We start from the raw sequence: 21,435 nt of genomic DNA, 5'->3' as shown, positions 1-21,435 counted from the left end.
TCAGCTTCATCGAAGTTGACTGATATAACCACAAGGAGAAGACCAGTGATTTCACACATGCGCCGCCTGCTTTCGCTTTCGACCGCCATGGTCATGGCATCGACCGCCATCGCCGCTGCCGAACCGAGCGCCGAACTGATCGCCGCTGCCAAGGCAGAAGGCACCCTGACGACCATCGCCCTGCCCCACGACTGGTGCGGCTACGGCGGCGTCATCGAAGGCTTCAAGGCCAAGTACGGCCTGACCGTCAACGAACTCAACCCGGACGCCGGCTCGGGCGACGAAATCGAAGCCATCAAGGCCAACAAGGACAACAAGGGCGACCAGGCTCCTGACGTGATCGACGTCGGCCTCTCTTTCGGCCCCTCCGCCAAGGCCGAAGGCCTGATCCAGCCGTATAAGGTCGAAACCTGGGATTCGATCCCGGACACGGCCAAGGACGCTGACGGCTACTGGTACGGCGACTATTACGGCGTCATGGCCTTCGAAGTGAACAAGGACCTCGTCAAGGAAAGCCCGAAGGATTGGGCCGACCTGTTGAAGCCGGAATATGCCAACATGGTGGCTCTTGCCGGTGATCCGCGCACTGCCAACCAGGCGATTTCGGGCGTTTTCGCAGCTGGCCTTTCGGGCGCCGGTGGTGACGTTGCCAAGTCCGGCGAAGCTGGCCTTGCCTTCTTCAAGGAATTGAATGCCAAGGGCAATTTCGTTCCGGTCATCGGCAAGTCGGCTCCGCTCGCCCAGGGCACGACCCCGATCATCCTGCGTTGGGACTACAATGCGCTGTCCGACCGTGACACGCTGGCCGGAAACCCGCCGGTCGACGTCGTCATCCCGGCTACGGGCGTTGTTGCCGGCGTCTACGTCCAGGCAATTTCGGCCTACGCTCCGCATCCGAACGCTGCAAAGCTGTGGATGGAATACCTCTATTCCGACGAAGGTCAGCTCGGCTGGCTGAAGGGCTATTGCCATCCGATCCGCTTCAATGATCTTGCCAAGAACAACAAGATCCCGAAGGAGCTGCTCGACAAGCTGCCGCCGGCCGCTGCCTATGAAAAGGCCGTGTTCCCGACGCTCGCCGAACAGGAAGCCTACAAGGACGTCATCACCAAGGGCTGGGATACGGTCGTTGGCGCCAACGTACAGTAAGACTGTCGCAACAAGGCCTTCCCGCGACCCTGCGGGAAGGCTATTTTTCAATTTTCAAAACACGGTTTCCGGATGAGCGCCAACAGGGCCATTGATTTGAAGAAGACGGCCATCGACTGGCTCGGGATCACACCGTTTCTGCTGTTTGCGGTGATGTTCCTGATCGCCCCGACGCTCTATCTCGTCACCGGCGCCTTCCTCAATCCGGCGGGCGAATTCACCTTCGAGAACATTGGCGGGCTCTTCACCGACAAGATTCTCGCTTCCTACTGGATCTCCATTAAAATCAGCCTGGCCTCCTCGATCGGCGGTGCCCTGATCGGCTTTTGGCTCGCCTGGGCCGTGGTGCTCGGCGGCCTGCCCTCCTGGATCCGTTCATCGCTTCTGACCTTTTCCGGCGTCGCATCCAATTTTGCCGGCGTGCCGCTCGCCTTCGCCTTTCTGGCAACGCTTGGCCGCACCGGTCTCGTCACCATGCTGCTGCGCGACTGGTTCGGCATCAATCTCTATGCTTCCGGCTTCAATCTGTTGAGCTTCATCGGCCTGACGCTGACCTACATGTATTTCCAGATCCCGCTGATGGTGCTGATCATCACGCCGGCGCTTGACGGTCTGAAAAAGGAATGGCGCGAAGCTGCCGAAATTCTTGGCGCGACCAACACGCAATACTGGACCAAGGTCGCCCTGCCGATCCTGTTCCCGAGCATCCTCGGCACGACGCTGCTCCTGTTCGCCAATGCTTTCGGCGCGATTGCGACGGCCTATTCGCTGACCGGCTCCACCTTCAACATCGTGCCGATCCAGCTCTATGCCCAGATCCGCGGCGACGTTCTGCACAATCCCAATCTCGGTTATGCCCTGGCGCTCGGCATGATCGTCATCACCGGCATTTCAAACCTCATCTACATCTGGCTGCGCATGCGCGCCGAACGGTGGCAGAAATGAAGACACAAAAAATCGGCGCCTGGCTCGCGATTTTCTTCGGTGCATCCTATTTCGTCGTGCCGCTGATCGCCACGTTCGAATTCTCGCTGCGCATGCGTCGCGGCGAATATTCCTTCGATGCCTATCGCTCGGTCTTTTCGGACGTCCAGTTCCGCGAATCCTTCAGCTACTCGATCGTGATGGCAATCCTGACGATCGTCTTCGGGGTACTTCTGGTCGTGCCGACTGCCTACTGGGTTCGCCTGCGCCTGCCGCAGATGCGGCCGGTGGTCGAGTTCATCACCCTGATGCCGCTGGTCATTCCGGCCATCGTCATCGTCTTCGGCTATCTGCGGATCTACAATTCGTCCTCGTTCATTCCGTTCACCGGCTCGACGCGCGGCACCGATGCGCTTTTGATGTTCTCCTTCATGACGCTGTCGCTGCCCTACATGTACCGCTCGGTCGATACCGCGATGCGCACCATCGACGTCGGCACCTTGACGGAAGCGGCACAAAGCCTTGGCGCCTCCTGGCCGACCATCATGTTCAAATGCATTCTCCCCAATGTCATGAGCGGCGTTCTCTCCGGCGCCTTCATCACCTTTGCCATCGTCATCGGCGAGTTCACAATGCCGTCGCTGCTCAACCGCCCGGCCTTCGGTCCCTACCTGCAGCTGATCGGCGCCAACCGCGCCTATGAGCCGCCGGCACTCGCCGTCATCGCGTTCGCCATCACCTGGGGGTGCATGGTTCTTCTGCAGCTCGTTTCCCGTTTCAGCAAATCGGCTCCTTCCAAGCCCTGAGGTATTGATCGTCCATGTCCTTTCTCGAACTCGCCGGCATTCAGAAGAGCTTTGGCCCCGTACAGGTGGTCAAGGATTTCGACATGACCATCGAAAAGGGAGAATTCGTCTCCTTTCTCGGACCGTCAGGCTGTGGCAAGACGACAATCCTGCGCATGATCGCCGGCTTCGAGACGCCGTCGGCCGGAACGGTCGTCATCAACGGCCGCAACCAGAATGAGCTGAAACCGAACCAACGCAATATCGGCATGGTCTTCCAGGCCTATGCTTTGTTTCCGAACATGACCGTGCACGACAATGTCGCCTTCGGCCTGAAAATTGCCGGCATGGAAAAATCGGCTGTCGATGCCCGCGTCAAGGAAATGCTGGGCCTCATCCATCTCGACCATCTGGCCGACCGCTATCCCTACCAGATGTCCGGCGGCCAGCAGCAGCGTGTGGCGCTTGCCCGCGCCTTGGCACCCAAGCCGCAGGTCCTGTTGCTCGACGAGCCGCTGTCAGCGCTCGACGCCAAGATCCGCGTGTCGCTGCGCGAAGAAATCCGGGCGATCCAGCAGAAGCTCGGCATCACCACGGTTTTCGTCACCCATGACCAGGAAGAAGCGCTGTCGATCTCCGACCGCATCGTCGTGATGAACGGTGGACGCGCCGACCAAATCGGCACGCCGTTCGACATCTATAACAAACCGGCCACACGCTTCGTTGCCTCCTTCGTTGGAACGCTGAACCTGATCGAAGCCAAGGTCGTCGATCCCGCCACCAACCGGATCATCATCGGTGACCAGGAGATCACGCTGCGCGAGCCGCTCGGCGCGATTGCCAAGGCTGGCGACAAGGTTTCGCTGGCACTGCGCCCGGAGGCGGGCTCGATCGCCGAAGGCGCCAAGGGCGATACCGCGCTCACCGGCGCAGTCGTCTCCTCGAACTTCCTCGGCTCCGTCATCCGCACCCGCATGAAGGTCGGCGACGCCGTCATTTCCTTCGACATGTTCAACGCGCCAGGCCTGATGCCGCCGGCTGTCGGCGAGATCGCCACATTGCGGTTCACCGCAAGCGACCTGCTGATCATCCGCGAGTAAGCGCAATACCCGAAAAAATATGTTTCAGGCGATGGATTTTCAGGAAAAACCTGTCGCCTTTGTCGTTGTACGCGTCGCTCAGCGCATTTGACGCCCGCCTGCCGATCCTTATAGTTGACGCTGCACGTTCTCAGGGCGGGGTGAAACTCCCCACCGGCGGTAACGGGAAGCAATTCCCGGAGCCCGCGAGCGCTTCCTACCCGGATGCACGCATCCAGGTAGGAAGGTCAGCAGATCCGGTTGAATTCCGGAGCCGACGGTTAAAGTCCGGATGAAAGAGAGCAAGCAGACCAAGTGGCACCTGTCAAAAGGGGTCGCTGCGGCTGCGTGTTCGCCCAAGGGGATCATTGAAAAATGGCAACCTTGAAAGGCCAGACCGACATGACAATCGCTTCCCACCCGACCCAGAAAATCGCCATCATCCGCGCGCGCTGGCACGCCGATATCGTCGATCAATGCGTCAATTCCTTTGTTGCCCACTGGCAGAAGCTTGGCGGCAACGCATCCGATGTCGAAATCTTCGACGTCCCCGGCGCGCTTGAAATTCCGCTGCATGCCCAGACGCTGGCCAGAACCGGCCGCTTCTCGGCGATCATCGGCTCCGCCTTCGTCGTCGATGGCGGCATCTACCGCCACGATTTCGTTGCCGAAACGGTGCTCGACGGCATCATGCGCGTCCAGCTCGACACCGGTGTGCCGGTACTGTCGACCGTCCTCACCCCGCATCACTTCCAAGAATCCGAACAGCATATCCGATTCTTTACCGACCATTTCGTCTTCAAGGGCGTGGAAGCGGCCAATGCCTGCTCGCAGATTCTGGCTGCACGCGCGCAGTTGGCGTTGGTCAACGCCTGATACCAAGCGCTGTGGAAGGGCAGCTTGACCTGCCCTTCTCACTATCGGCGATCATCCAGCCAATATTGCCGGTCACACCCAAACCGGCGCGCAACGCGGTCATCGGCAATGGCCGTCGATGCCTGATATTCCCTGTGGCCGTCCCTGACCGCGCCGCCGGGAACGACGATGTAACCATTATTGACAAGCTGCAATTTGAATTCGGTGAAATGGCGCTTGAAGCCGCTTTTCACACGGCTGAGGGGATATCGCCATCCGTTCCGGCAGGCTTTCACCAGGATGGCCGAGTAAAGCCGCCCGCTGATAATCCGCGCGTCGTCCTCGGAGATGATTTTTCCAGGGGAGAGTTCGTCGCCAGGCGAACTCGGCGGCACGCTCGAGAAAACCAGAGCAAGCGCGATGCATCCCCCCAGTGTCGCTTTCACGGCAACCTCCCTCGCAGCCTCAAGCCAGCCCGTCCCCTCCGCCTTTCAGGCCGGGAACAGGATGACACGTGGAGGGCAGAGTACAAGAGTTTATTTTAGCGAAACTAAATATATAAATCCGCAAGGGCTCGCTTGCCGGCCATCAGGAAGACGGCGCTGGTCTCCGGCGCAAAAGGCGGCAACGGCGCGATCACCGTTAGTCGAGCGCGATGTACCCGATTCCCTTCTTGCCGATCTCGTCCACCGATTCCTCATAGCCCGCATCGGCATAGCGGATGACGCCGAGCGACGTGTCGTTGGTCAGCGCGTGGCTGAGCCGTTCTGCGCCCGCTTCCGTTCCATCGGCAATCACAGTCACGCCGCAGCTGGTCATATAGCCGGCATAACCGCCGCCGCCGGAATGGACGACGACAAGGTCGGCCATCGACGAGCAGAGCAGCATCGCATCGAGCAATGGCCAGTCGGCTATGGCGTCGGAGCCGTCCTTCATCCGCTCGGTCATGATGTTCGGATGCGCCATGGCACCCGCGTCGAGATGATCGCGCGAAAAGGCAATCGGCCCCTTGAGCTCTCCGGATGCGACCAGTGCATTGACAGCCACCGCAAGCTGCGTCCGCTCGCCATGACCGAGCCAGGCAATGCGGGCGGGCAGTCCTTCGAACGGCACGTTTTCGCGCGCAAGGCGGATCCAGTTGGTGACGATCTTGTTGTCCGGGAACATCTCCAGCAACAGGTCGTCGATGCGGGCGATATCGCTCTCCTCACCCGACAGCGCCATCCAGCGGAAGGGGCCGATGGCGCGGGCAAACAGCGGCCGCAGATAGGCCTCGGTAAAGATGCGGATATCGAAGGCATTGGTCACGCCGCCCTCGCGCGCCTGGGTGCGGATCAGGTTGCCATTGTCGAAAACTTCCGCACCCTTCGCCTGGAATTCCAGCATCGCCCTGACATGATCGACTATCGAAGCACGGCTGGCGGCCATCAGTTGCCCCTTCCCGTCGACACGCAGCCGCTTGACCTCGTCAAGGCTCATGCCCTTCGGTACATAGCCATAGACGAGATCATGCGCCGAGGTCTGATCGGTGACGATATCCGGCACGATGCCGCGCTTGGCGATTTCCGGATAAAGCGCAGCCGCATTGCCGACAAGGCCGATTGAGGTAGCGCGCTTTTCCTTGACCGCCTGATCGATCATCGCCAGCGCCGTGTCGAGATCGGGCGCCACATGTTCGAGATAGCCGATTGCCTTGCGCTTCTCCGCACGGACGGGATCGATATCGATGCACAAGATCGCCGCGCCCGCCATCCGGCCGGCCAGCGGCTGCGCACCACCCATGCCGCCCAAGCCCGCAGTCAGAATGAATCGCCCGGCCAGATCGCCACCGAACCGGTTTTCGGCAATGCGCATGAAGATTTCATAGGTGCCCTGAATGACCCCCTGGCTGCCGATATATTGCCAGGCGCCGGCAGTCAGCCCACCCCAGCAGATCAGCCCCTGCTTTTCCAGCTCGTAGAACACCTCGGCCTTCGCCCACTGGCCGACGATGTTGCAATTGGCCATGATCACCAGCGGCGCCTTGGCATGGGTCTTGAGCAGGCCCACCGGCTTGCCCGACTGGATGACCAGCGTCTGATCCTCATCCATCTCCAGAAGCGTCCTGACGATCGCCCTGTGCGACGCCCAGTTGCGCGCCGCCTTGCCGAGCGCCGCATAGACGATCAGATTGTCCGGATCCTCGCCGACCGACAGCACATTCTCCAGAAGCCGCAGCAAAGCCTCCTGCCGCCACCCCTTGGCACGCAGCTCCGGGCCACCGGGGATGGGGAAGTTGGGGTGACGGGGGTTTGGTTTGGGCATGGTGTTGTCCTTGATCGCTTCGTTGCACGAGCCGTTGCGGCAGTCTCCCACCTCCCCTTGAGGGGGAGGTCGCGCGGAACGCGCGGGTGGGGTGATCGTTAGGTGAGCAAAAAATCACCCCACCCCGGCGCTACGCGCCGACCCTCCCCCTCAAGGGGAGGGTGAAAGTGCATACTTCGCCAGCTCGATCCCCATGGCCTTTTCTACCGAAGGATAGACGGTTGGATCAAGCACGCTGGAGGCCAGCGGAATGACGGTCTTCGGCACATGTAGAACGAAGATTTTCATGCCAACCTGCAACTGACCGACACTCAGCGGCTCGCCCTCCGGCGATAACGTGGTGATGACGTCCGGGAAGGTCGCAAGCCGCGTGCCGCCGGCATTCTCGACGGCCATGTATTCATTCATGACGTGGAGTACCGTCGAGTCATCGCCCTTGCCGAGCGTCACGGTGCCGATGTCGAAGGCTTCCTTGGTGTAGATGACCGACTTGTCGGTGATGACACCTTCGGCAAGGATCGTGCCATTGGTGGTCTTGGCGATGGTATCGATGATGGCGCTGCCCCCCTTGCCTTCCGCCGCGATGATTGCCTCACCCAGAGTCAGGGCCAGTGAAATACCGCCGAGGGCTGCATTCTTGCGGACATAGGACGCGCGCAGCGGATTGCGGCACGAGGCTATGAAGCCGCCGGACATGTCGGATGCGGTGCGCAGGATCGGCGAAACCTTGGCAGTCGCGCCGCGCACGACAAGCTCGATATAGCGGTTCTCGTCGCGACTGCCGCCGACTGCGGTCTGAATCATTTGCTCGGGCGAACCCGCCATGCCGATTGACCCCATGTCGCCGGTCGGATGTGCCCGCATGTCGCCGACGGCATCGAGAACCTTGGTGTCGAGGATGGCCGATGGCAGCCAGCCGTTCAGCGTCGAGGACTTGCCGTTCTGCCCGACCATCAGCGCCGCAACCTTTTCGCCAAGCGCCTCCTGCAGCAGTTCGACCGCCTTGACGTAATCGACGCCCCGCATCTCCCAGGCCGTCGTCGAGGCTGGCGCACCGATGGCAGCGGCCGTTGCCACCCAGTCATCGGCGTCGAGTTCATCAATGGAGACCAGCTCCGGCTTGCCGATCGACACGGCAGCGTAGCCCAGCATGCGGCCATGATCGGCCCAGCCGCCACCGCCGGCCGCATAGACCGATCCGCCCTTGACGGCCGCTTCTACATCCTTTTCCGTGAGTATCCGGCCCATCATTGCTCTCCCTGTAAATCGCTATCGAGCTTGCGCACGGCTTCAAACAAAACCGCCGTGCCAAGCGCCACATCGTCGTTTTCAGCCCATTCGTCCGGCGTGTGCGAGCGGCCCTCGCGGCAGGCGATGAAGATCATCGCCGACTTTGAAATCCGGGCCATCCAGGCGGTGTCGTGTCCGGCACCGGACGCCATGCGGCGGCGCTTTGCCCCAACACGGTCACAGGCCTGTTCGAGATTGGCCATGACAAGCGGATCGGCAGGCGTTGGAAAATTGTCCGAAATCAGCTTTGGCGAAGCGATCGAGACGCCGGTCTCGCGCTGGATATCGACGGCGATCTGATCGATCTCGGCAATGAACCGTTCCATATCAGGCCGCAGCTCCGCCCTTGCATCGATCAGGATGCGGGCGCGGGACGGAACGACATTGGCGGCATTCGGCTCGACCGAGAACTCGCCAACGGTTGCGGTGAAATGCCCTTCGCCCTTCGAAAACTCGAGACCAAGCCGTTCGACGTCGCCGACCATCCGCGCAGCCGCCACAAGCGCATCGCGCCTGTGGCCCATCGGCGTGGTGCCTGCGTGATCCGCCTGTCCATCAAACAAGATTTCGATGCGGGTAATGCCTGAGATCGCCGTGACGATGCCGATATCGCAACGCTCTGATTCAAGCACCGGCCCCTGCTCGATATGCAGTTCCAGAAAGGCCTTGATATCCGACCGCTTCTGTCTGGCGAGCCGCGACGGGTCGCCGCCGGCATCGATCATGCCTTGCCGCAGAGTGAGTTCCCCTTGCGTCCGGCTGAGCCAGCCATCCGGGATCAATCCCGCCAAACCACGGCTGCCGATGCAGGAGACGCCGAAGATCGAGACTTCCTCGGCGAGAAAATCGACAATCTCCAGATCGTGATCGAGCCGGATACCGGCATCACCAAGCGCCTGCGCCACTTCCAGCGCCGCTGCCACCCCCGCGATGCCATCGAAACGTCCGCCTTCCGGCACCGTATCGGAATGCGAACCGAGCATGATCGTCCCGAGCGCCGACTTGCGACCTTTGCGGCGGCCGATCAGGTTTCCGGAGGCATCGATCCGGGTTTCCAGTCCGGCCGCCTTGAAGCGCTGTTCGAGAAAGGCGCGGCCATCCAGAAACAGCGGCGTGAAAGCACGGCGCGTATAAGGCTTGTCCGGCTCGGTGATGCGGGCAAGGCCCTTGATGATATCGGCGATCCGGCCGGCATTGACGGGAAGATTGGTTTCGACTGCAGCCATCAGATGCCCTCGCGCAGCGGCAGACTGGCGAGCGGCCGGACGAACTGGCCGGAGCCCGGCGCTGCCAGCACCGTCTTGCCGTCGAAAACCTGTGCGCCCCGATTATAGGTCGCAGCCACTCGCCAAGGCAGGCGAATGCCATTGTAAGGCGACCAGCCGACGACATTGTTGCCGCTTGCCGCCGCATCGTAGCTGTAGGGTTCCGGTGTGAGAACGGTGATATCCGCATCCTTGCCCACCTCAAGCGCGCCCTTCTGATGATCCAGCCGGAAATGGCGGGCGGGATTGAGTGACATCAGTTCGGCGGCCCGCGTCAACGGGATGCCACGCTCAAGCAGGCCCTTGACGAACAACGGGATCATCACTTCCAGCCCCGGTACACCCGAGGCATTGGCCAGCATATCCGGATTGGTCTTGCGGTTTTCCGACCAGCTGACGTGATCGGTCGAAACCATCGTCACCTTGCCGTCGGCCACATGACGCCAGAGCTTTTCCACCTCGGCGCGCGGCCGGATCGGCGGATTGATCTTCGCCTTGCCGCCCAGCCGCTTCACGTCGTTCTCCTCATCGAGAACCAGATAATGGATGCAGCATTCGATCGTGGCGCGAAAACCCTGTGCGCGATAGGCGCTGGCAATATCGTAACCGCGCCCGACCGAGCAATGCACGACATGGGCCGGGCAGCCTGTCGCGGCCCCCGTTTCATAGATCTGGTTGGTGGCAAGCAGTTCCGTCAGCGGCGGACGCGACAGCCCGTGTGCGCGATAGTCGGTGATACCAGCCGCCTTGACCTTGCCGATCGCGGCCCGCACCGCCTCGTCGTCCTCGTTGTGCACACCGGCCGTCAGCCCGGTCGGCGCTATCGCCGCAAAACAATCCTCCAGCAGACCGGCCGGAATGCGGGGAAACCGTTTCGGATCCGTACCGAACGTCGAGAACTTGAACGCAGCAACGCCGGCCTCGACCATTTCGCCGATCCGCGCCGGGCCTTCCTCCGGGTCGATCGTGCCGTAGAGCGCGAAATCGATACGTGCCTGTTTTCCGGCATGATCGATCTTGCGCTTTACTGCATCGGCCGAGCAGACCAGATCGCCTTCGTCATAAGGCATATCGACGATGGTGGTGACGCCGCCTGCTGCCGCCGAGCGCGTCGACCAGATGAAATCCTCCTGGTCCTTCTGCGAGAGCGAATGCACCTGCGCATCGATGGCGCCGGGCAGGATCAGCGCGCTGCCGAGATCGTGGCGCTCGCGCGCTCCCGGCATGGCGCCCTGCCCGACGAACGCGACTTTGCCATCGCGCACGGCGACAAATCCGCCTTCGACGACACGATCGGCAAGAACCACGGTGCCTTTCAGAACCAGATCGAAGTCAGACATGTTTGTCTCCCTTACTGTCCGAGCGCGAAGAAATCGTCGAATTCGGGCATCGGCGCCGCCGCCACGATCGCCTCAAGCAGACGCCCGCAGGCAAATTCATGGTGCAGAAGTTCAATCTCTTTGGAGAGCGGCCGGTCCCTGAGATAGATCGGGCTAACGGCCCTCACCCGGTCATAGGCAATCTGGGTTACGCCCTGTGGCATATCGCCCAGGAGATCGACAGCCTGTGCCGACAGCATGGCCTCGATCGCCGCCATCTGCCGGAGGTCGCGCACCTGCGTTTCCATGCGCTCGACGATCAAGGGCAGGAAGGTCGCCTCTTCTTCCAATCCGCCGGCAACGACGATCGATTGCGCCGACAGGGGAACTGCCAGCGACTGGACGCGCATATAAAGCTCGACCACCAGCTTCATCACCGGGCCAAGGCCGCTGGCGACCTCGCCGGGTGCGACCAGGTTGATCGGCAGGTTTCGCCGGACGCCATTGGACAGGAGAATGCAACGGTTGAGCACGTTGCGTGCCACATGCGAAAAGGCGATCTGCGCCGTCTCGATATAGAGCGTCGTCGTCAGAGGCAGCGAGGCCCCGGACGCATGCACCTGTCCGCCGAGCACCACCGGATTGTCGTCGGACAGATAGGTCGCATCGACCAGCCGTTCGGCAGCAACCAGCAGCGTATCGACGGCAGCACCAAAAACCTGGGCGGTCATGCGCAGGCTGAGCGGATCATGGATCGCCGTCGGCAACGGCCAGTCGACACAATCGGACTGCCCATAAAGCCATGAACCCACCAGCGCTTCGCCGCGCGTCCCCAATGTCGCCGCCACGCGCCACGGATCGGCCGAGGCCCCAAGCGCCAGCGACGACATCAGCCCAGTGGTCATCAGCACGCGCACGGCCGAGGCGGCTTCGCGCAGCACATCGGCGGCGGCCGCAAAGGCTGTCGCGTTGACGCTCAGCGCAGCCAGCGCATCGCGGGGCAGCATGACGAAGGGTTGGAGTCCGGCGCGGTGCAAGGCTTCGCCCGCATCCAGCAGCTCGCCCTCGAAGAAGGCCTCGCCAGTGCCGGACAGTACCGAGGCAACCTGCCCCATCAGGCCGATATCGGCGCAACCGATCGAGCCGTGGCGATGAACGGCGGGAACGACGCCACGTTCCAGTAGTGCAAGGAACGCCTTGACCAGATCGACGCTGCAGCCGGTATGGCCGCCGAGTGCCGTATTGATGCGGATGGCGATGGCCTTGCGCACGATGGCCTTGGAAAACAGCGGACCGGTGCCGAAATGATGCGCCTTGACCAGTGCCGTGTTGAACTCCACGAGATCATCTACCGTCCACAGCCGATCCTTCATCGAGCCGACGCCGGTATTGGCGCCATAGACCGGCAGGCCCATGGCGATACGATCAGCGATAACTTTGTGCGCGGCCTCCACCCTGTCGAACGACTGATTGGCGACAACGGGCACGAACAGGCCGGAGCCGATTTTCTCCAATGCGGAGAAATCCAGCGGATTGCCGTTGAGAAGGATGGTTTTCATGGATGCATGCATGCTTTGACTCACCTTGTTGGCGACATGCTATGCCCAATATCCCGGTTTGTGTTATATCCCAAAAATGAAACATGAGATGCCGATAACGGTACAGACTGGCAGCAGCCTTTAATTTCACTTTGAGGATCAAGATCGCCGATGGACATCGCCACCCTTGCCCTAGTCCACGCGGTCCTTGAAGAGCGCGGAATTCGCCGGGCAGCAAAGGTGAGCGGCAGGCCACCCGCAAGCGTCAGTGCAGCCTTGAAACGCTTCGAAGCCGCCATCGCCGTCCCTCTTGTCCGGCGCGAACGCGGCAATCTCGTGCCGACGCTGGAGGCGCAGAGCCGGATGGCTGACCTTGCGGCCGCAAACGAGGCGATCCAATCCCTGTTACGGCCTGCAACGACCTCAGATCCCCGGCCAGAACCACTACGATCGAATAGTTTTCAGTCGGCTCCCTCTTCTCCCCAGCGGGGAGAAGGTGGCCCGAAGGGCCGGATGAGGGGGCGACAAGCTGTGAATGTGCCGAACCGCCCCCTCATCGCCTCACTGCGTTCGGCACTTCTCCCCGCCGGGGAGAAGAGGGAGAGCATCGCCAACGCTCACATTCATTGTTCAATACCCTCGATCAGCCTGACCGCGCTGGAACGCTTTGTCAGCGTCGCCCGTAGCGGCAGCATTCGCGGCGCCGCCAAGATATCGGCAACCGGCCAACCGCAGCTGACGCGGCAGATGAACGATCTGGAACGGGACCTCGGCTATACGCTCATGATCCGTTCGCCATCCGGCATCACCTGCACAGCGCTAGGCTTGGCGGCGATCCCGATCGTCGAAAACCTGCTCGACATCTGGCGCAGGCTGTCGCGGGCCTCCGGCGACCGGTTCCGCCGGGCGGCGGCGACCTGGCGGTTCGGCTCGGTGATGCCGCTGGGGCCGGAAAGCGAGATCGCCCGCATGCTGGCCGCACTGACCGCCAAGTGGCATCGCGCCCGCCCGCGCCAGCCGCTGTTCGTTTCCAGTACGACCGCCGACGAACTGATTGCCGGACTGAAGAACCGCCGCTTCGACGTGGTGCTGCTTGATCTGGAAACATTCCCGTCCGAGTTCGAAGGCGCTCTGATCTCGCGCACGCCGCTGGCGCTCGCCGGCCACCCGTCACTTTTTGCAAGATACGGCGACGATATCGCCGCATTGCTGCAGGCCAATCCGATCGCAGTGCCCAGCCTCAAGAGCGGACTACGCCAGCAGGCGGCCCATTTCATCGAGGCGACGCTGACCGAACAGGAGCGCAATAGGCTGACCTTGACCGAAGTCGATTCGATCCCCGTCATCCTCAATCTGGTGATGGACCACGGCTATCTTTCGGTGCTGCCTGAAAGCTCCGCCGCCCGCGTCCGAAATCCCCCGGCGATGCATAGGCTCGGCCCAGACTACATGCAAAGCCTGTCGCTGGCCTGGCAGAAAAACGCCCTTTCCCGGCAGGTGGCGGAAGCGATGCTCGGCATGATGCTGGCAGAGCAGACATCCGGCATCGCGGTTGATCCCGATTGAATCACTTCCTGCACGACGGGCGGCAAGCATCTGATGTGACTCAGAAATCCGCCGACGTTGAATCACTTCATGAACTTACCGTCTCAGATCTTCAGCTTGACCCGCCTGCGCGTCTCGCTTGGGCTTTCGCGGTAGTGGGCGCGATAACTTCGGGAAAAAGCCGAGGAGGAATTGAAGCCGGTGGCGGCGGCGATATCGGCAAAATCCGCCCGGGTCTCGATCACATTGCGCCGCGCCGCATTTAGCCTGAGCGCCAGGTAATGGGCATGCGGCGCCACCCCCATCGTCTCCTGAAACAGGTCCTGCAGATGGCGGGCGCTGACCCCCGTCCGTCGGGCGAGACGGGCAAGCGTCAAGGGCGCATCGACGGTCTCCTCCATCAGCTTGACGGCCGACCCGACCCGGGCATCGAGGATGCGCATATTGCCGATGGCAGGCATCTGCAAAAGGTCTCCTCGCATGCGCTCCTGTTCGTAGATGAACAGGCGCGACACTTCGAGCGCCAGGGAATAGCTGTGCTGGCGGCGGATCAGTTCCAGCATCAGGTCGAGCGTCGGCAACGATCCGCCGGTGGTGATCCGCTTGCCATCGATGACGAAACGCTCGCGCACCATATTGATCTGCGGATAGGCGGCGGCAAAATCCTCAAAATCCTCCCAGTGATTGGTGGCCGAGAAATTGTCGAGCAGGCTGGTTTCGGCCAGAAACCAGCTGCCAGCCTCGATCCCGGCCATGATTTCGCGATGCCGTGCGGTTCTCGACAGAAGCATCTTCAGCTGCGTCGTCGCATAGGCCCGCCAATTGTAACTTGAGAGTACGAACAGCGGCGCCGTCTCGTTTTGCGGCCGGAACGGCCCGGCAACGGGGATCGGGATGCCGCTTTTGGTCTCGATCGCCTGGCCGTCCGGGCTGAAAATCTCCCAGTCGTAGAGCACCTTTCCGGCAATGCGGTTTGCCGCGCGAAGCGGTTCGATCACCGATGCGACGAGGATCAGATTGGTCTCCGGCAACACCAGCAGATCGATATGCTGGGTCCCGTCGCTTGCAACGAGCATTCGCTCATCTCCGGATTTTTCTTCCGAAAATGTATAACAAACATCCACAAATGAAAAGCAGAGCCGTCATTCTTGCCTCGTAATGTACGCCAAGAACAAGGGGAGGTCTTTTATGCCACTGAGCATGAACCGCGACGTTTTCATCACCTGTGCAGTCACCGGATCCGGCGATACCGCCGGCAAGTCACCGCATGTGCCAAGATCGCCAAAGGAAATCGCCGCATCGGCCATCGATGCTGCCAAGGCGGGCGCTGCGATCGTCCATTGTCACGTCCGCGATCCCGAGACCGGTGCGCCGAGCCGCCGCAACGACCTCTACAAGGAAGTGACCGATCTCATCCGATCCGCCGATGTCGATGTGGTCCTGAACCTGACGGCCGGCATGGGCGGCGACATGATTTTCGGCAATGTCGAAAGCCCGCTGCCGCTCAACCCCAACGGCACCGACATGGCCGGGGCCACAGAGCGCGTTTCCCACGTCGCCGAATGCCTGCCGGAAATCTGCACGCTCGATTGCGGCACGATGAACTTCTCGCTCGGCGATTATGTCATGACCAACACGCCGTCGATGCTGCGCGCCATGGCCAAGATGATGACCGATCTGGGCGTGCGCCCGGAAATCGAGGCGTTCGACACCGGTCACCTCTGGTTTGCCAAGCAGCTCGTCGAAGAAGGCCTGATCGAGGACCCGGTGCTCATCCAGCTCTGCATGGGCATTCCGTGGGGCGCGCCCGACGACCTCAACACCTTCATGGCAATGGTCAACAACGTGCCGTCCAGCTGGACCTTCTCGGCCTTTTCGATCGGCCGCAACGCGCTCGCCTATCCGGCCGCAGCCGTTCTCGCCGGCGGCAATGTCCGCGTCGGGCTGGAAGACAATCTCTATGCCGGCAAGGGCCAGCTAGCCACCAATGCCCAGCTCGTCGAAAAGGCCGTTGGCGTCATCGAAGGCATGGGCGCGAAGATCATCGGCCCGGCGGAAGTGCGTGAGAAGCTGAAGCTGACGAAGCGATAAAAGACCCCTCCCAACCCTCCCCACAAGGGGGAGGGCTAAATATGCGGCACCGTCCGCGCCAGAAAATTGAGCGCAGAGCAAGCTGAAACGTTGATGTGGATTGATGTTGGAGCGGCGAGTTAAGCCCCTCCCCCTTGTGGGGAGGGGTTTGGGGCGGGGCCTTAAAACAACAAAGGTGGAATACCAATGACCAAAATCACCAAGGCGGCCTGCATCGGCGGCGGCGTTATCGGCGGGGCCTGGGCGGCGCGCTTTATCCTGGCCGGCATCGACGTCAACATGTTCGATCCGCATCCGGAAGCAGAACGCATCGTCGGCGAAGTGCTGGCCAATGCCGAGCGTGCCTATGCCATGCTGACCATGGCGCCGCTGCCTCCCAAGGGAAAGCTGACCTTCGTCAAGAGCGTTGAAGAAGCGGTACAAGGCGCTGACTGGATTCAGGAAAGCGTTCCCGAACGGGTGGATCTGAAGCGCAACGTCATCACCCAGATCGATGCCGCCGCCTCGCCGACAGCGCTGATCGGCTCGTCCACATCCGGCATCATGCCGACCGAGCTGCAGCGCGACATGAAACATCCCGAGCGCATGTTCGTCGCTCACCCCTATAATCCCGTCTACCTGCTGCCGCTGGCCGAACTGGTCGGCGGCGAAAAGACCAGCAGAGCCACGTTGCAGGATGCGAAAGCCAAGCTTGCACCGATCGGCATGAAGGGCGTCATCATCAACAAGGAGATCGAAGCCTTCGTCGGCGACCGTCTTCTCGAAGCCGTCTGGCGTGAAGGCCTGTGGCTGATCAAGGACGATATCTGCGACACCGAAACGCTCGACGACGTCATCCGCTATTCGTTCGGCATGCGCTGGGCGCAGATGGGCATGTTCGAGACCTACCGCATTGCCGGTGGTGAAGCCGGCATGCGCCACTTCCTCGCCCAGTTCGGCCCCTGCCTGTCCTGGCCGTGGACCAAGCTGATGGATGTCGTCGATCTCGACGATGAACTGGTGAACAAGATCGCCGGCCAGTCCGATGCGCAATCCGGCGCCCGTGGCATCCGCGATCTTGAGCGCATCCGCGACGAAAACCTCGTCGGCATCATGCACGCGCTGAAGAGCGGCGACGGCGGCAAGGGCTGGGGCGCCGGCAAGCTTCTGGCAGACTTCGAGCAGAGCCTGTGGGCCAACGCCGAAAAGCCGAAGACCGATCTGGGAGACGCCCAGCCGATCCGCATCCTCGACACCAAGGTCAACGCCGCCTGGGTCGATTACAACGGCCACATGACCGAGCACCGCTACCTGCAGGTGTTCGGCGATACGTCCGACGGCATCCTGCGCCTGATCGGCGTCGATCTGGACTATGTCAAGAACGGTCACAGCTACTATACGGTCGAAACCCATATCCGCAATCTCGGCGAGGCCAAGCTCGGTGATACCCTCTACTCAACCTGCCAGATCCTCTCCTATGACGAGAAGCGCCTGCACATCTTCTCGACCATCTACAACGCGGCCACCGATGAGGCGGTGGCAACCGCCGAACAGATGATGCTGCACGTCGCCTCCAAGGAGAGCAAGGCGGTGCCTGCACCAGCCTCCGTGCTTGATCGGGTGAAGGCGATTGCGGAGGCGCACGCGGGATTGCCGAAGCCGGATGGTGTCGGACGCGCTGTGGGGCAGAAAAGGTAGTGATTTTCCCTCCCCCTTGTGGGGAGGGTGGCCCGCAGGGCCGGGAGGGGTTCTTTCTTTAAAAAAGTCCCCTCCCCAACCCTCCCCACAAGGGGGAGGGAGCGCCTCGGAGCACATGCGCGCCGAAGGCAAAAAAGGAGGGATTTGATATGAATTTCGCACTGAACGAAGAACAGCAGATGATCGTCGATACCGTGCGAGGCTTCGTCGAGACGGAAATCTATCCGCACGAGAACGAGGTGGAGCGCACCGGCATCGTGCCGAAGGAGCTCGGCCAGGAGATTGCGCGAAAGTGCAAGGATCTCGGCTTTTTCGCCTGCAACATGCCGGAAGAGGTCGGTGGTGCCGGCCTTGATCACCAGACGTTTACGCTGGTCGAGCGCGAGCTTGGCCGTGGCTCGATGGGCCTTACCGTGTTCTTCGGCCGCCCCTCCGGCATCCTGATGGCCTGCAATGACGAGCAGCGCGAAAAATACCTGATCCCCGCCGTCAAGGGCGAGAAATTCGATGCGCTCGCCATGACCGAGCCGGATGCCGGTTCCGACGTGCGCGGCATGAAATGTTTTGCCAAGCCCGATGGCAACGACTGGATCGTCAACGGCACCAAGCACTTCATTTCGCATGCCAATATCGCCGATTTCGTCATCGTCTTCATCGCCACCGGCGAAGAGGAGACCCCGCGCGGCCCGAAGAAGAAGATCACTTGTTTTCTCGTCGATCGCGGCACACCGGGCTTTGAAATACGCAACGGCTACGACTCGGTCTCCCATCGCGGCTACAAGAACTGCATTCTCTCTTTTGATGATTGCCGCCTGCCCTCGTCCGCCATTCTCGGCGAAGTCCACAAGGGTTTCGATATCGCCAATGACTGGCTCTACGCCACCCGCATCACCGTTGCCGCCACCTGCGTCGGCCGCGCCCGCCGGGTGTTCGACTATGCGCTACCCTATGCAGCCGAGCGAAAACAGTTCGGCAAGCCGATCGGCGCCAACCAGGGTGTTTCCTTCAAGCTTGCCGACATGATCACCGAGATCGATGCGGCCGATTACCTGACTCTGGCCGCCGCCTGGCGGCTCGACCAGAAACTTCCGGCCAACCGCGAGATCGCTTCGGCCAAGCTTTATGCCTCGGAAATGCTGTCGCGCATCACCGACGAAGCGATCCAGATCTATGGCGGCATGGGCCTGATGGACGACCTGCCGCTCGCCCGTTTCTGGCGGGACGCCCGTGTCGAACGCATCTGGGACGGCACCTCGGAAATCCAGCGTCACATCATCAGCCGCGACCTCCTGCGGCCGCTCGGAGCGTGAGGATGATCATAATATCCATGTCTCTGTTTCAGACGGCGCGGCAGTCTCCCTCTTCTCCCCAGCGGGGAGAAGGTGGCGCAACGCGCCGGATGAGGGGGGCGAAGCCATCGCCCCGAGCCGGTGCGAATGATAACTCCAAGGCTCAAACTCGCCATTTCTGCGCTTTGCGCCCCCCTCATCCGGCCCTCTCGGGCCACCTTCTCCCCGATGGGGAGAAGAGGAACGGCGTGTTCGGAGCAAGATCATGACGCGATCCCTTGACCGCCTGATCCGGCCCCAATCCATCGCCGTCTTCGGTGGCAAGGAGGCGCGCCGGGTCATCGAACAATGTGACAAGATGGGGTTCACCGGCGATATCTGGCCGGTGCATCCCAAACAGGACGAAGTTCTCGGCCGCCGCTGCTATCGCTCGGTGGCCGAACTGCCGGCAGCGCCCGACGCTTCCTTTGTCGGCGTCAACCGCCAGCTGACCATCGAGATCATCCGCGATCTGTCCGCAAGGGGTGCCGGGGGCGCCATCTGCTACGCATCCGGTTTTCGCGAAGCCGTCAGCGAGCTTGCCGATGGCAGCGACTTGCAGGAAGCGCTGGTCGCAGCCGCCGGTGACATGCCGATCGTCGGTCCCAATTGCTACGGCTTCATCAATGCGCTCGACGGCGCCCTGCTCTGGCCGGACCAGCATGGCATGCAGCGCGTCGCGCGCGGCGTTGCCGTTCTCACCCAGTCGTCGAACATCGCCTGCAACATTTCCATGCAGATGCGCGGCCTGCCGCTCGCCTATATCATGACGGCCGGAAATCAGGCGCAGACCGGCCTTTCCGAACTCGCCATCGCAGCACTCGAAGATCCGCGCGTGACCGCCGTCGGCCTGCATATCGAGGGCTTCGACAGCATCGAGGCCCTGCAGCGGCTGGCAACGCGGGCGCGCGAACTGAAAAAGCCTGTGGTCACCCTGAAGGTCGGAAAATCCGAAGCCGCCCAGCTGGCGACGGTCTCGCATACCGCATCTCTTGCGGGCAACGACGCCGTTTCAAGCGCCGTGCTCGAACGTCTCGGCATCGGCCGGGTCGATACATTGCCGGAACTGCTGGAAACCCTTAAACTGCTCCATCTGCACCCGCCGCTGAAAAACTATGACGTCTCCTCGATGAGCTGCTCCGGCGGCGAGGCTTCGTTGATGGCCGATGCAGGCGTGAAACGGAAGACCATGTTCCGGGCGCTGAAGGACGAACAGCGCCAGCCCTTGCGCGAAAGCCTCGGCGAAATGGTCACCATCGCCAATCCGCTCGACTACCACACTTTTGTCTGGGGCAATCTGGAGAAGCAGACGATAGCGTTTACAGCGATAATGAAGGGCGATTATGCGCTGAATCTCATCGTGCTCGATTTCCCCCGACAGGACCGTTGCGACGCGGCCGACTGGAACACCACCTGCGATGCCGTGATTGCCGCCGCCAACGCAACTGGCGCCGTTGCCGGTATCGTCGCCAGCCTTGGCGAAAATATGCCGGAAGACACGGCATTGTCCCTTATGGCTGCCGGTGTCGTTGCCTTCTCCGGCATCGACGAGGCACTGGCTGCTGCCGAGATCTCGGCCGGCATCGGCGCCATCTGGGCAAAACCGGCTCCGGCACCGCTTTTGTCCGCACGTGCGGAAGACGGCGCGATCATCACGATCAGCGAGAACGAGGCTAAGGCCGAACTGGCGAAATTCGGTCTCGTTGTGCCGATGGGCAAAACTGCCTCCACGGCAGACGAAGCTGCTGACGCAGCCGAAACCCTCGGATTTCCCGTGGTGCTCAAAGGTCTAGGCGTCGCCCACAAGACCGAAGCGGGAGCCGTCAAACTCAATCTGGCCGACCGCCAGTCGGTTCTGGACGCGGCAGACGCCATGAAAAGCGTTGCGTCCGGCTATCTCGTTGAAAAAATGATCGCAAAACCCGTCGCTGAAATCATCGTCGGGGCACTGCGAGATCCCGTTGCCGGACTGGTGCTGACCATCGGCGCGGGCGGCATTCTGGTCGAATTGCTGGAGGATTCGGCGATTTTGATCCTTCCAACCACGCCGGAAGCCATTACCGAAGCCATTTCCGGCCTGAAAATCAAGAAACTGCTCGATGGTTATCGCGGCGGCCCGAAGGGCGACATTGCAGCGCTCGCAACCGCTGTCGCTGCCGTCGCATCCTATGTCGCAGCAAACGCTACAATACTCGAAGAACTCGATATCAATCCTATCATGGTGTTGCCGCAAGGGTCTGGAACCGTTGCAGCCGATGCCCTGATCCGTCGAAGGAAATGACGCCT

Annotated in this window: 17 protein-coding genes and 1 riboswitch; of the genes, 10 read left to right on the top strand and 7 right to left on the bottom strand. The window is 61.4% G+C overall.

The genetic code is table 11. The annotated features are described in order from the left end of the window. Positions 1-45: 45 nt before the first annotated feature. The 5 genes from ACP7BS_RS01485 (at position 46) to ACP7BS_RS01465 (ending at position 4,813) form a co-directional block, all read left to right on the top strand. The gene (locus tag ACP7BS_RS01485) at positions 46-1,149 is read left to right on the top strand and encodes an ABC transporter substrate-binding protein (RefSeq protein WP_426235544.1); all 1,104 of its coding nucleotides are present in this window, start codon (positions 46-48) and stop codon (positions 1,147-1,149) included. Between the two features lie 72 nt (positions 1,150-1,221). Then, a complete protein-coding gene (locus tag ACP7BS_RS01480) occupies positions 1,222-2,094 on the top strand; it encodes an ABC transporter permease (RefSeq protein ID WP_113316066.1) in 873 nt (290 codons plus the stop codon). Continuing rightward, the gene (locus ACP7BS_RS01475; RefSeq protein WP_426227577.1) at positions 2,091-2,879 is read left to right on the top strand and encodes an ABC transporter permease; all 789 of its coding nucleotides are present in this window, start codon (positions 2,091-2,093) and stop codon (positions 2,877-2,879) included. The genes ACP7BS_RS01480 and ACP7BS_RS01475 overlap by 4 nt, the downstream gene beginning before the upstream one ends. Positions 2,880-2,893: 14 nt before the next feature. Next, the gene (locus ACP7BS_RS01470; protein ID WP_426235541.1) at positions 2,894-3,958 is read left to right on the top strand and encodes an ABC transporter ATP-binding protein; all 1,065 of its coding nucleotides are present in this window, start codon (positions 2,894-2,896) and stop codon (positions 3,956-3,958) included. A 122-nt stretch (positions 3,959-4,080) separates the two neighbouring features. Then, a riboswitch (FMN riboswitch) is annotated at positions 4,081-4,245 on the top strand. A gap of 94 nt (positions 4,246-4,339) precedes the next feature. Further along, the gene (locus ACP7BS_RS01465; RefSeq protein WP_426236448.1) at positions 4,340-4,813 is read left to right on the top strand and encodes a 6,7-dimethyl-8-ribityllumazine synthase; all 474 of its coding nucleotides are present in this window, start codon (positions 4,340-4,342) and stop codon (positions 4,811-4,813) included. Positions 4,814-4,854: 41 nt separating this feature from the next. On the opposite strand, the gene ACP7BS_RS01460 is transcribed toward ACP7BS_RS01465, so the two are convergent. From ACP7BS_RS01460 to ACP7BS_RS01435, 6 genes are all read right to left on the bottom strand, one after another. After that, entirely contained in the window at positions 4,855-5,238 is a 384-nt protein-coding gene (locus ACP7BS_RS01460) for a hypothetical protein (protein ID WP_426235539.1), read from the bottom strand. A gap of 196 nt (positions 5,239-5,434) precedes the next feature. Next, positions 5,435-7,096, bottom strand: coding sequence for a urocanate hydratase (locus ACP7BS_RS01455; RefSeq protein ID WP_426235538.1), 1,662 nt, complete (start codon positions 7,094-7,096; stop codon positions 5,435-5,437). 150 nt (positions 7,097-7,246) lie between these two features. Beyond that, positions 7,247-8,344, bottom strand: coding sequence for a DUF917 domain-containing protein (locus ACP7BS_RS01450; RefSeq protein ID WP_426235536.1), 1,098 nt, complete (start codon positions 8,342-8,344; stop codon positions 7,247-7,249). Next, on the bottom strand, positions 8,344-9,612 hold the full coding sequence (locus tag ACP7BS_RS01445) for a Zn-dependent hydrolase (RefSeq protein ID WP_426235534.1): 1,269 nt from the start codon (positions 9,610-9,612) through the stop codon (positions 8,344-8,346). The genes ACP7BS_RS01450 and ACP7BS_RS01445 overlap by 1 nt, the downstream gene beginning before the upstream one ends. After that, positions 9,612-10,991, bottom strand: a complete 1,380-nt coding sequence (locus ACP7BS_RS01440; RefSeq protein WP_426235532.1) for a dihydroorotase — start codon at positions 10,989-10,991, stop codon at positions 9,612-9,614. Before ACP7BS_RS01440 ends, ACP7BS_RS01445 begins: the two co-directional genes overlap by 1 nt. Before the next feature lie 11 nt (positions 10,992-11,002). Further along, positions 11,003-12,541 carry an aromatic amino acid lyase gene (locus ACP7BS_RS01435; protein ID WP_426235530.1) on the bottom strand — a complete coding sequence of 513 codons (1,539 nt, stop codon included), beginning with the start codon at positions 12,539-12,541 and terminating at the stop codon, positions 11,003-11,005. Between the two features lie 138 nt (positions 12,542-12,679). Here ACP7BS_RS01435 and ACP7BS_RS01430 point away from each other — a divergent pair, with 138 nt between their 5' ends. Further along, positions 12,680-14,074 carry a LysR family transcriptional regulator gene (locus ACP7BS_RS01430; RefSeq protein WP_426235528.1) on the top strand — a complete coding sequence of 465 codons (1,395 nt, stop codon included), beginning with the start codon at positions 12,680-12,682 and terminating at the stop codon, positions 14,072-14,074. An 83-nt stretch (positions 14,075-14,157) separates the two neighbouring features. On the opposite strand, the gene ACP7BS_RS01425 is transcribed toward ACP7BS_RS01430, so the two are convergent. Next, entirely contained in the window at positions 14,158-15,129 is a 972-nt protein-coding gene (locus ACP7BS_RS01425; protein WP_426235527.1) for a GlxA family transcriptional regulator, read from the bottom strand. Between the two features lie 112 nt (positions 15,130-15,241). Here ACP7BS_RS01425 and ACP7BS_RS01420 point away from each other — a divergent pair, with 112 nt between their 5' ends. From ACP7BS_RS01420 to ACP7BS_RS01405, 4 genes are all read left to right on the top strand, one after another. After that, positions 15,242-16,144, top strand: coding sequence for a 3-keto-5-aminohexanoate cleavage protein (locus ACP7BS_RS01420; protein WP_426227559.1), 903 nt, complete (start codon positions 15,242-15,244; stop codon positions 16,142-16,144). A gap of 186 nt (positions 16,145-16,330) precedes the next feature. Beyond that, entirely contained in the window at positions 16,331-17,821 is a 1,491-nt protein-coding gene (locus tag ACP7BS_RS01415; protein ID WP_426235525.1) for a carnitine 3-dehydrogenase, read from the top strand. Positions 17,822-17,970: 149 nt separating this feature from the next. Beyond that, a complete protein-coding gene (locus ACP7BS_RS01410; protein ID WP_426235523.1) occupies positions 17,971-19,131 on the top strand; it encodes an acyl-CoA dehydrogenase family protein in 1,161 nt (386 codons plus the stop codon). A 244-nt stretch (positions 19,132-19,375) separates the two neighbouring features. Continuing rightward, positions 19,376-21,430 carry an acetate--CoA ligase family protein gene (locus ACP7BS_RS01405; protein WP_426235521.1) on the top strand — a complete coding sequence of 685 codons (2,055 nt, stop codon included), beginning with the start codon at positions 19,376-19,378 and terminating at the stop codon, positions 21,428-21,430. Positions 21,431-21,435 lie beyond the last annotated feature (5 nt).

The organism is Pararhizobium sp. DWP1-1-3, from assembly GCF_049896125.1.
Lineage (GTDB): Bacteria > Pseudomonadota > Alphaproteobacteria > Rhizobiales > Rhizobiaceae > Pararhizobium.
Note: the sequence above shows the minus strand (reverse complement) of the source record. Positions and strands in the feature narration are given on the sequence as shown.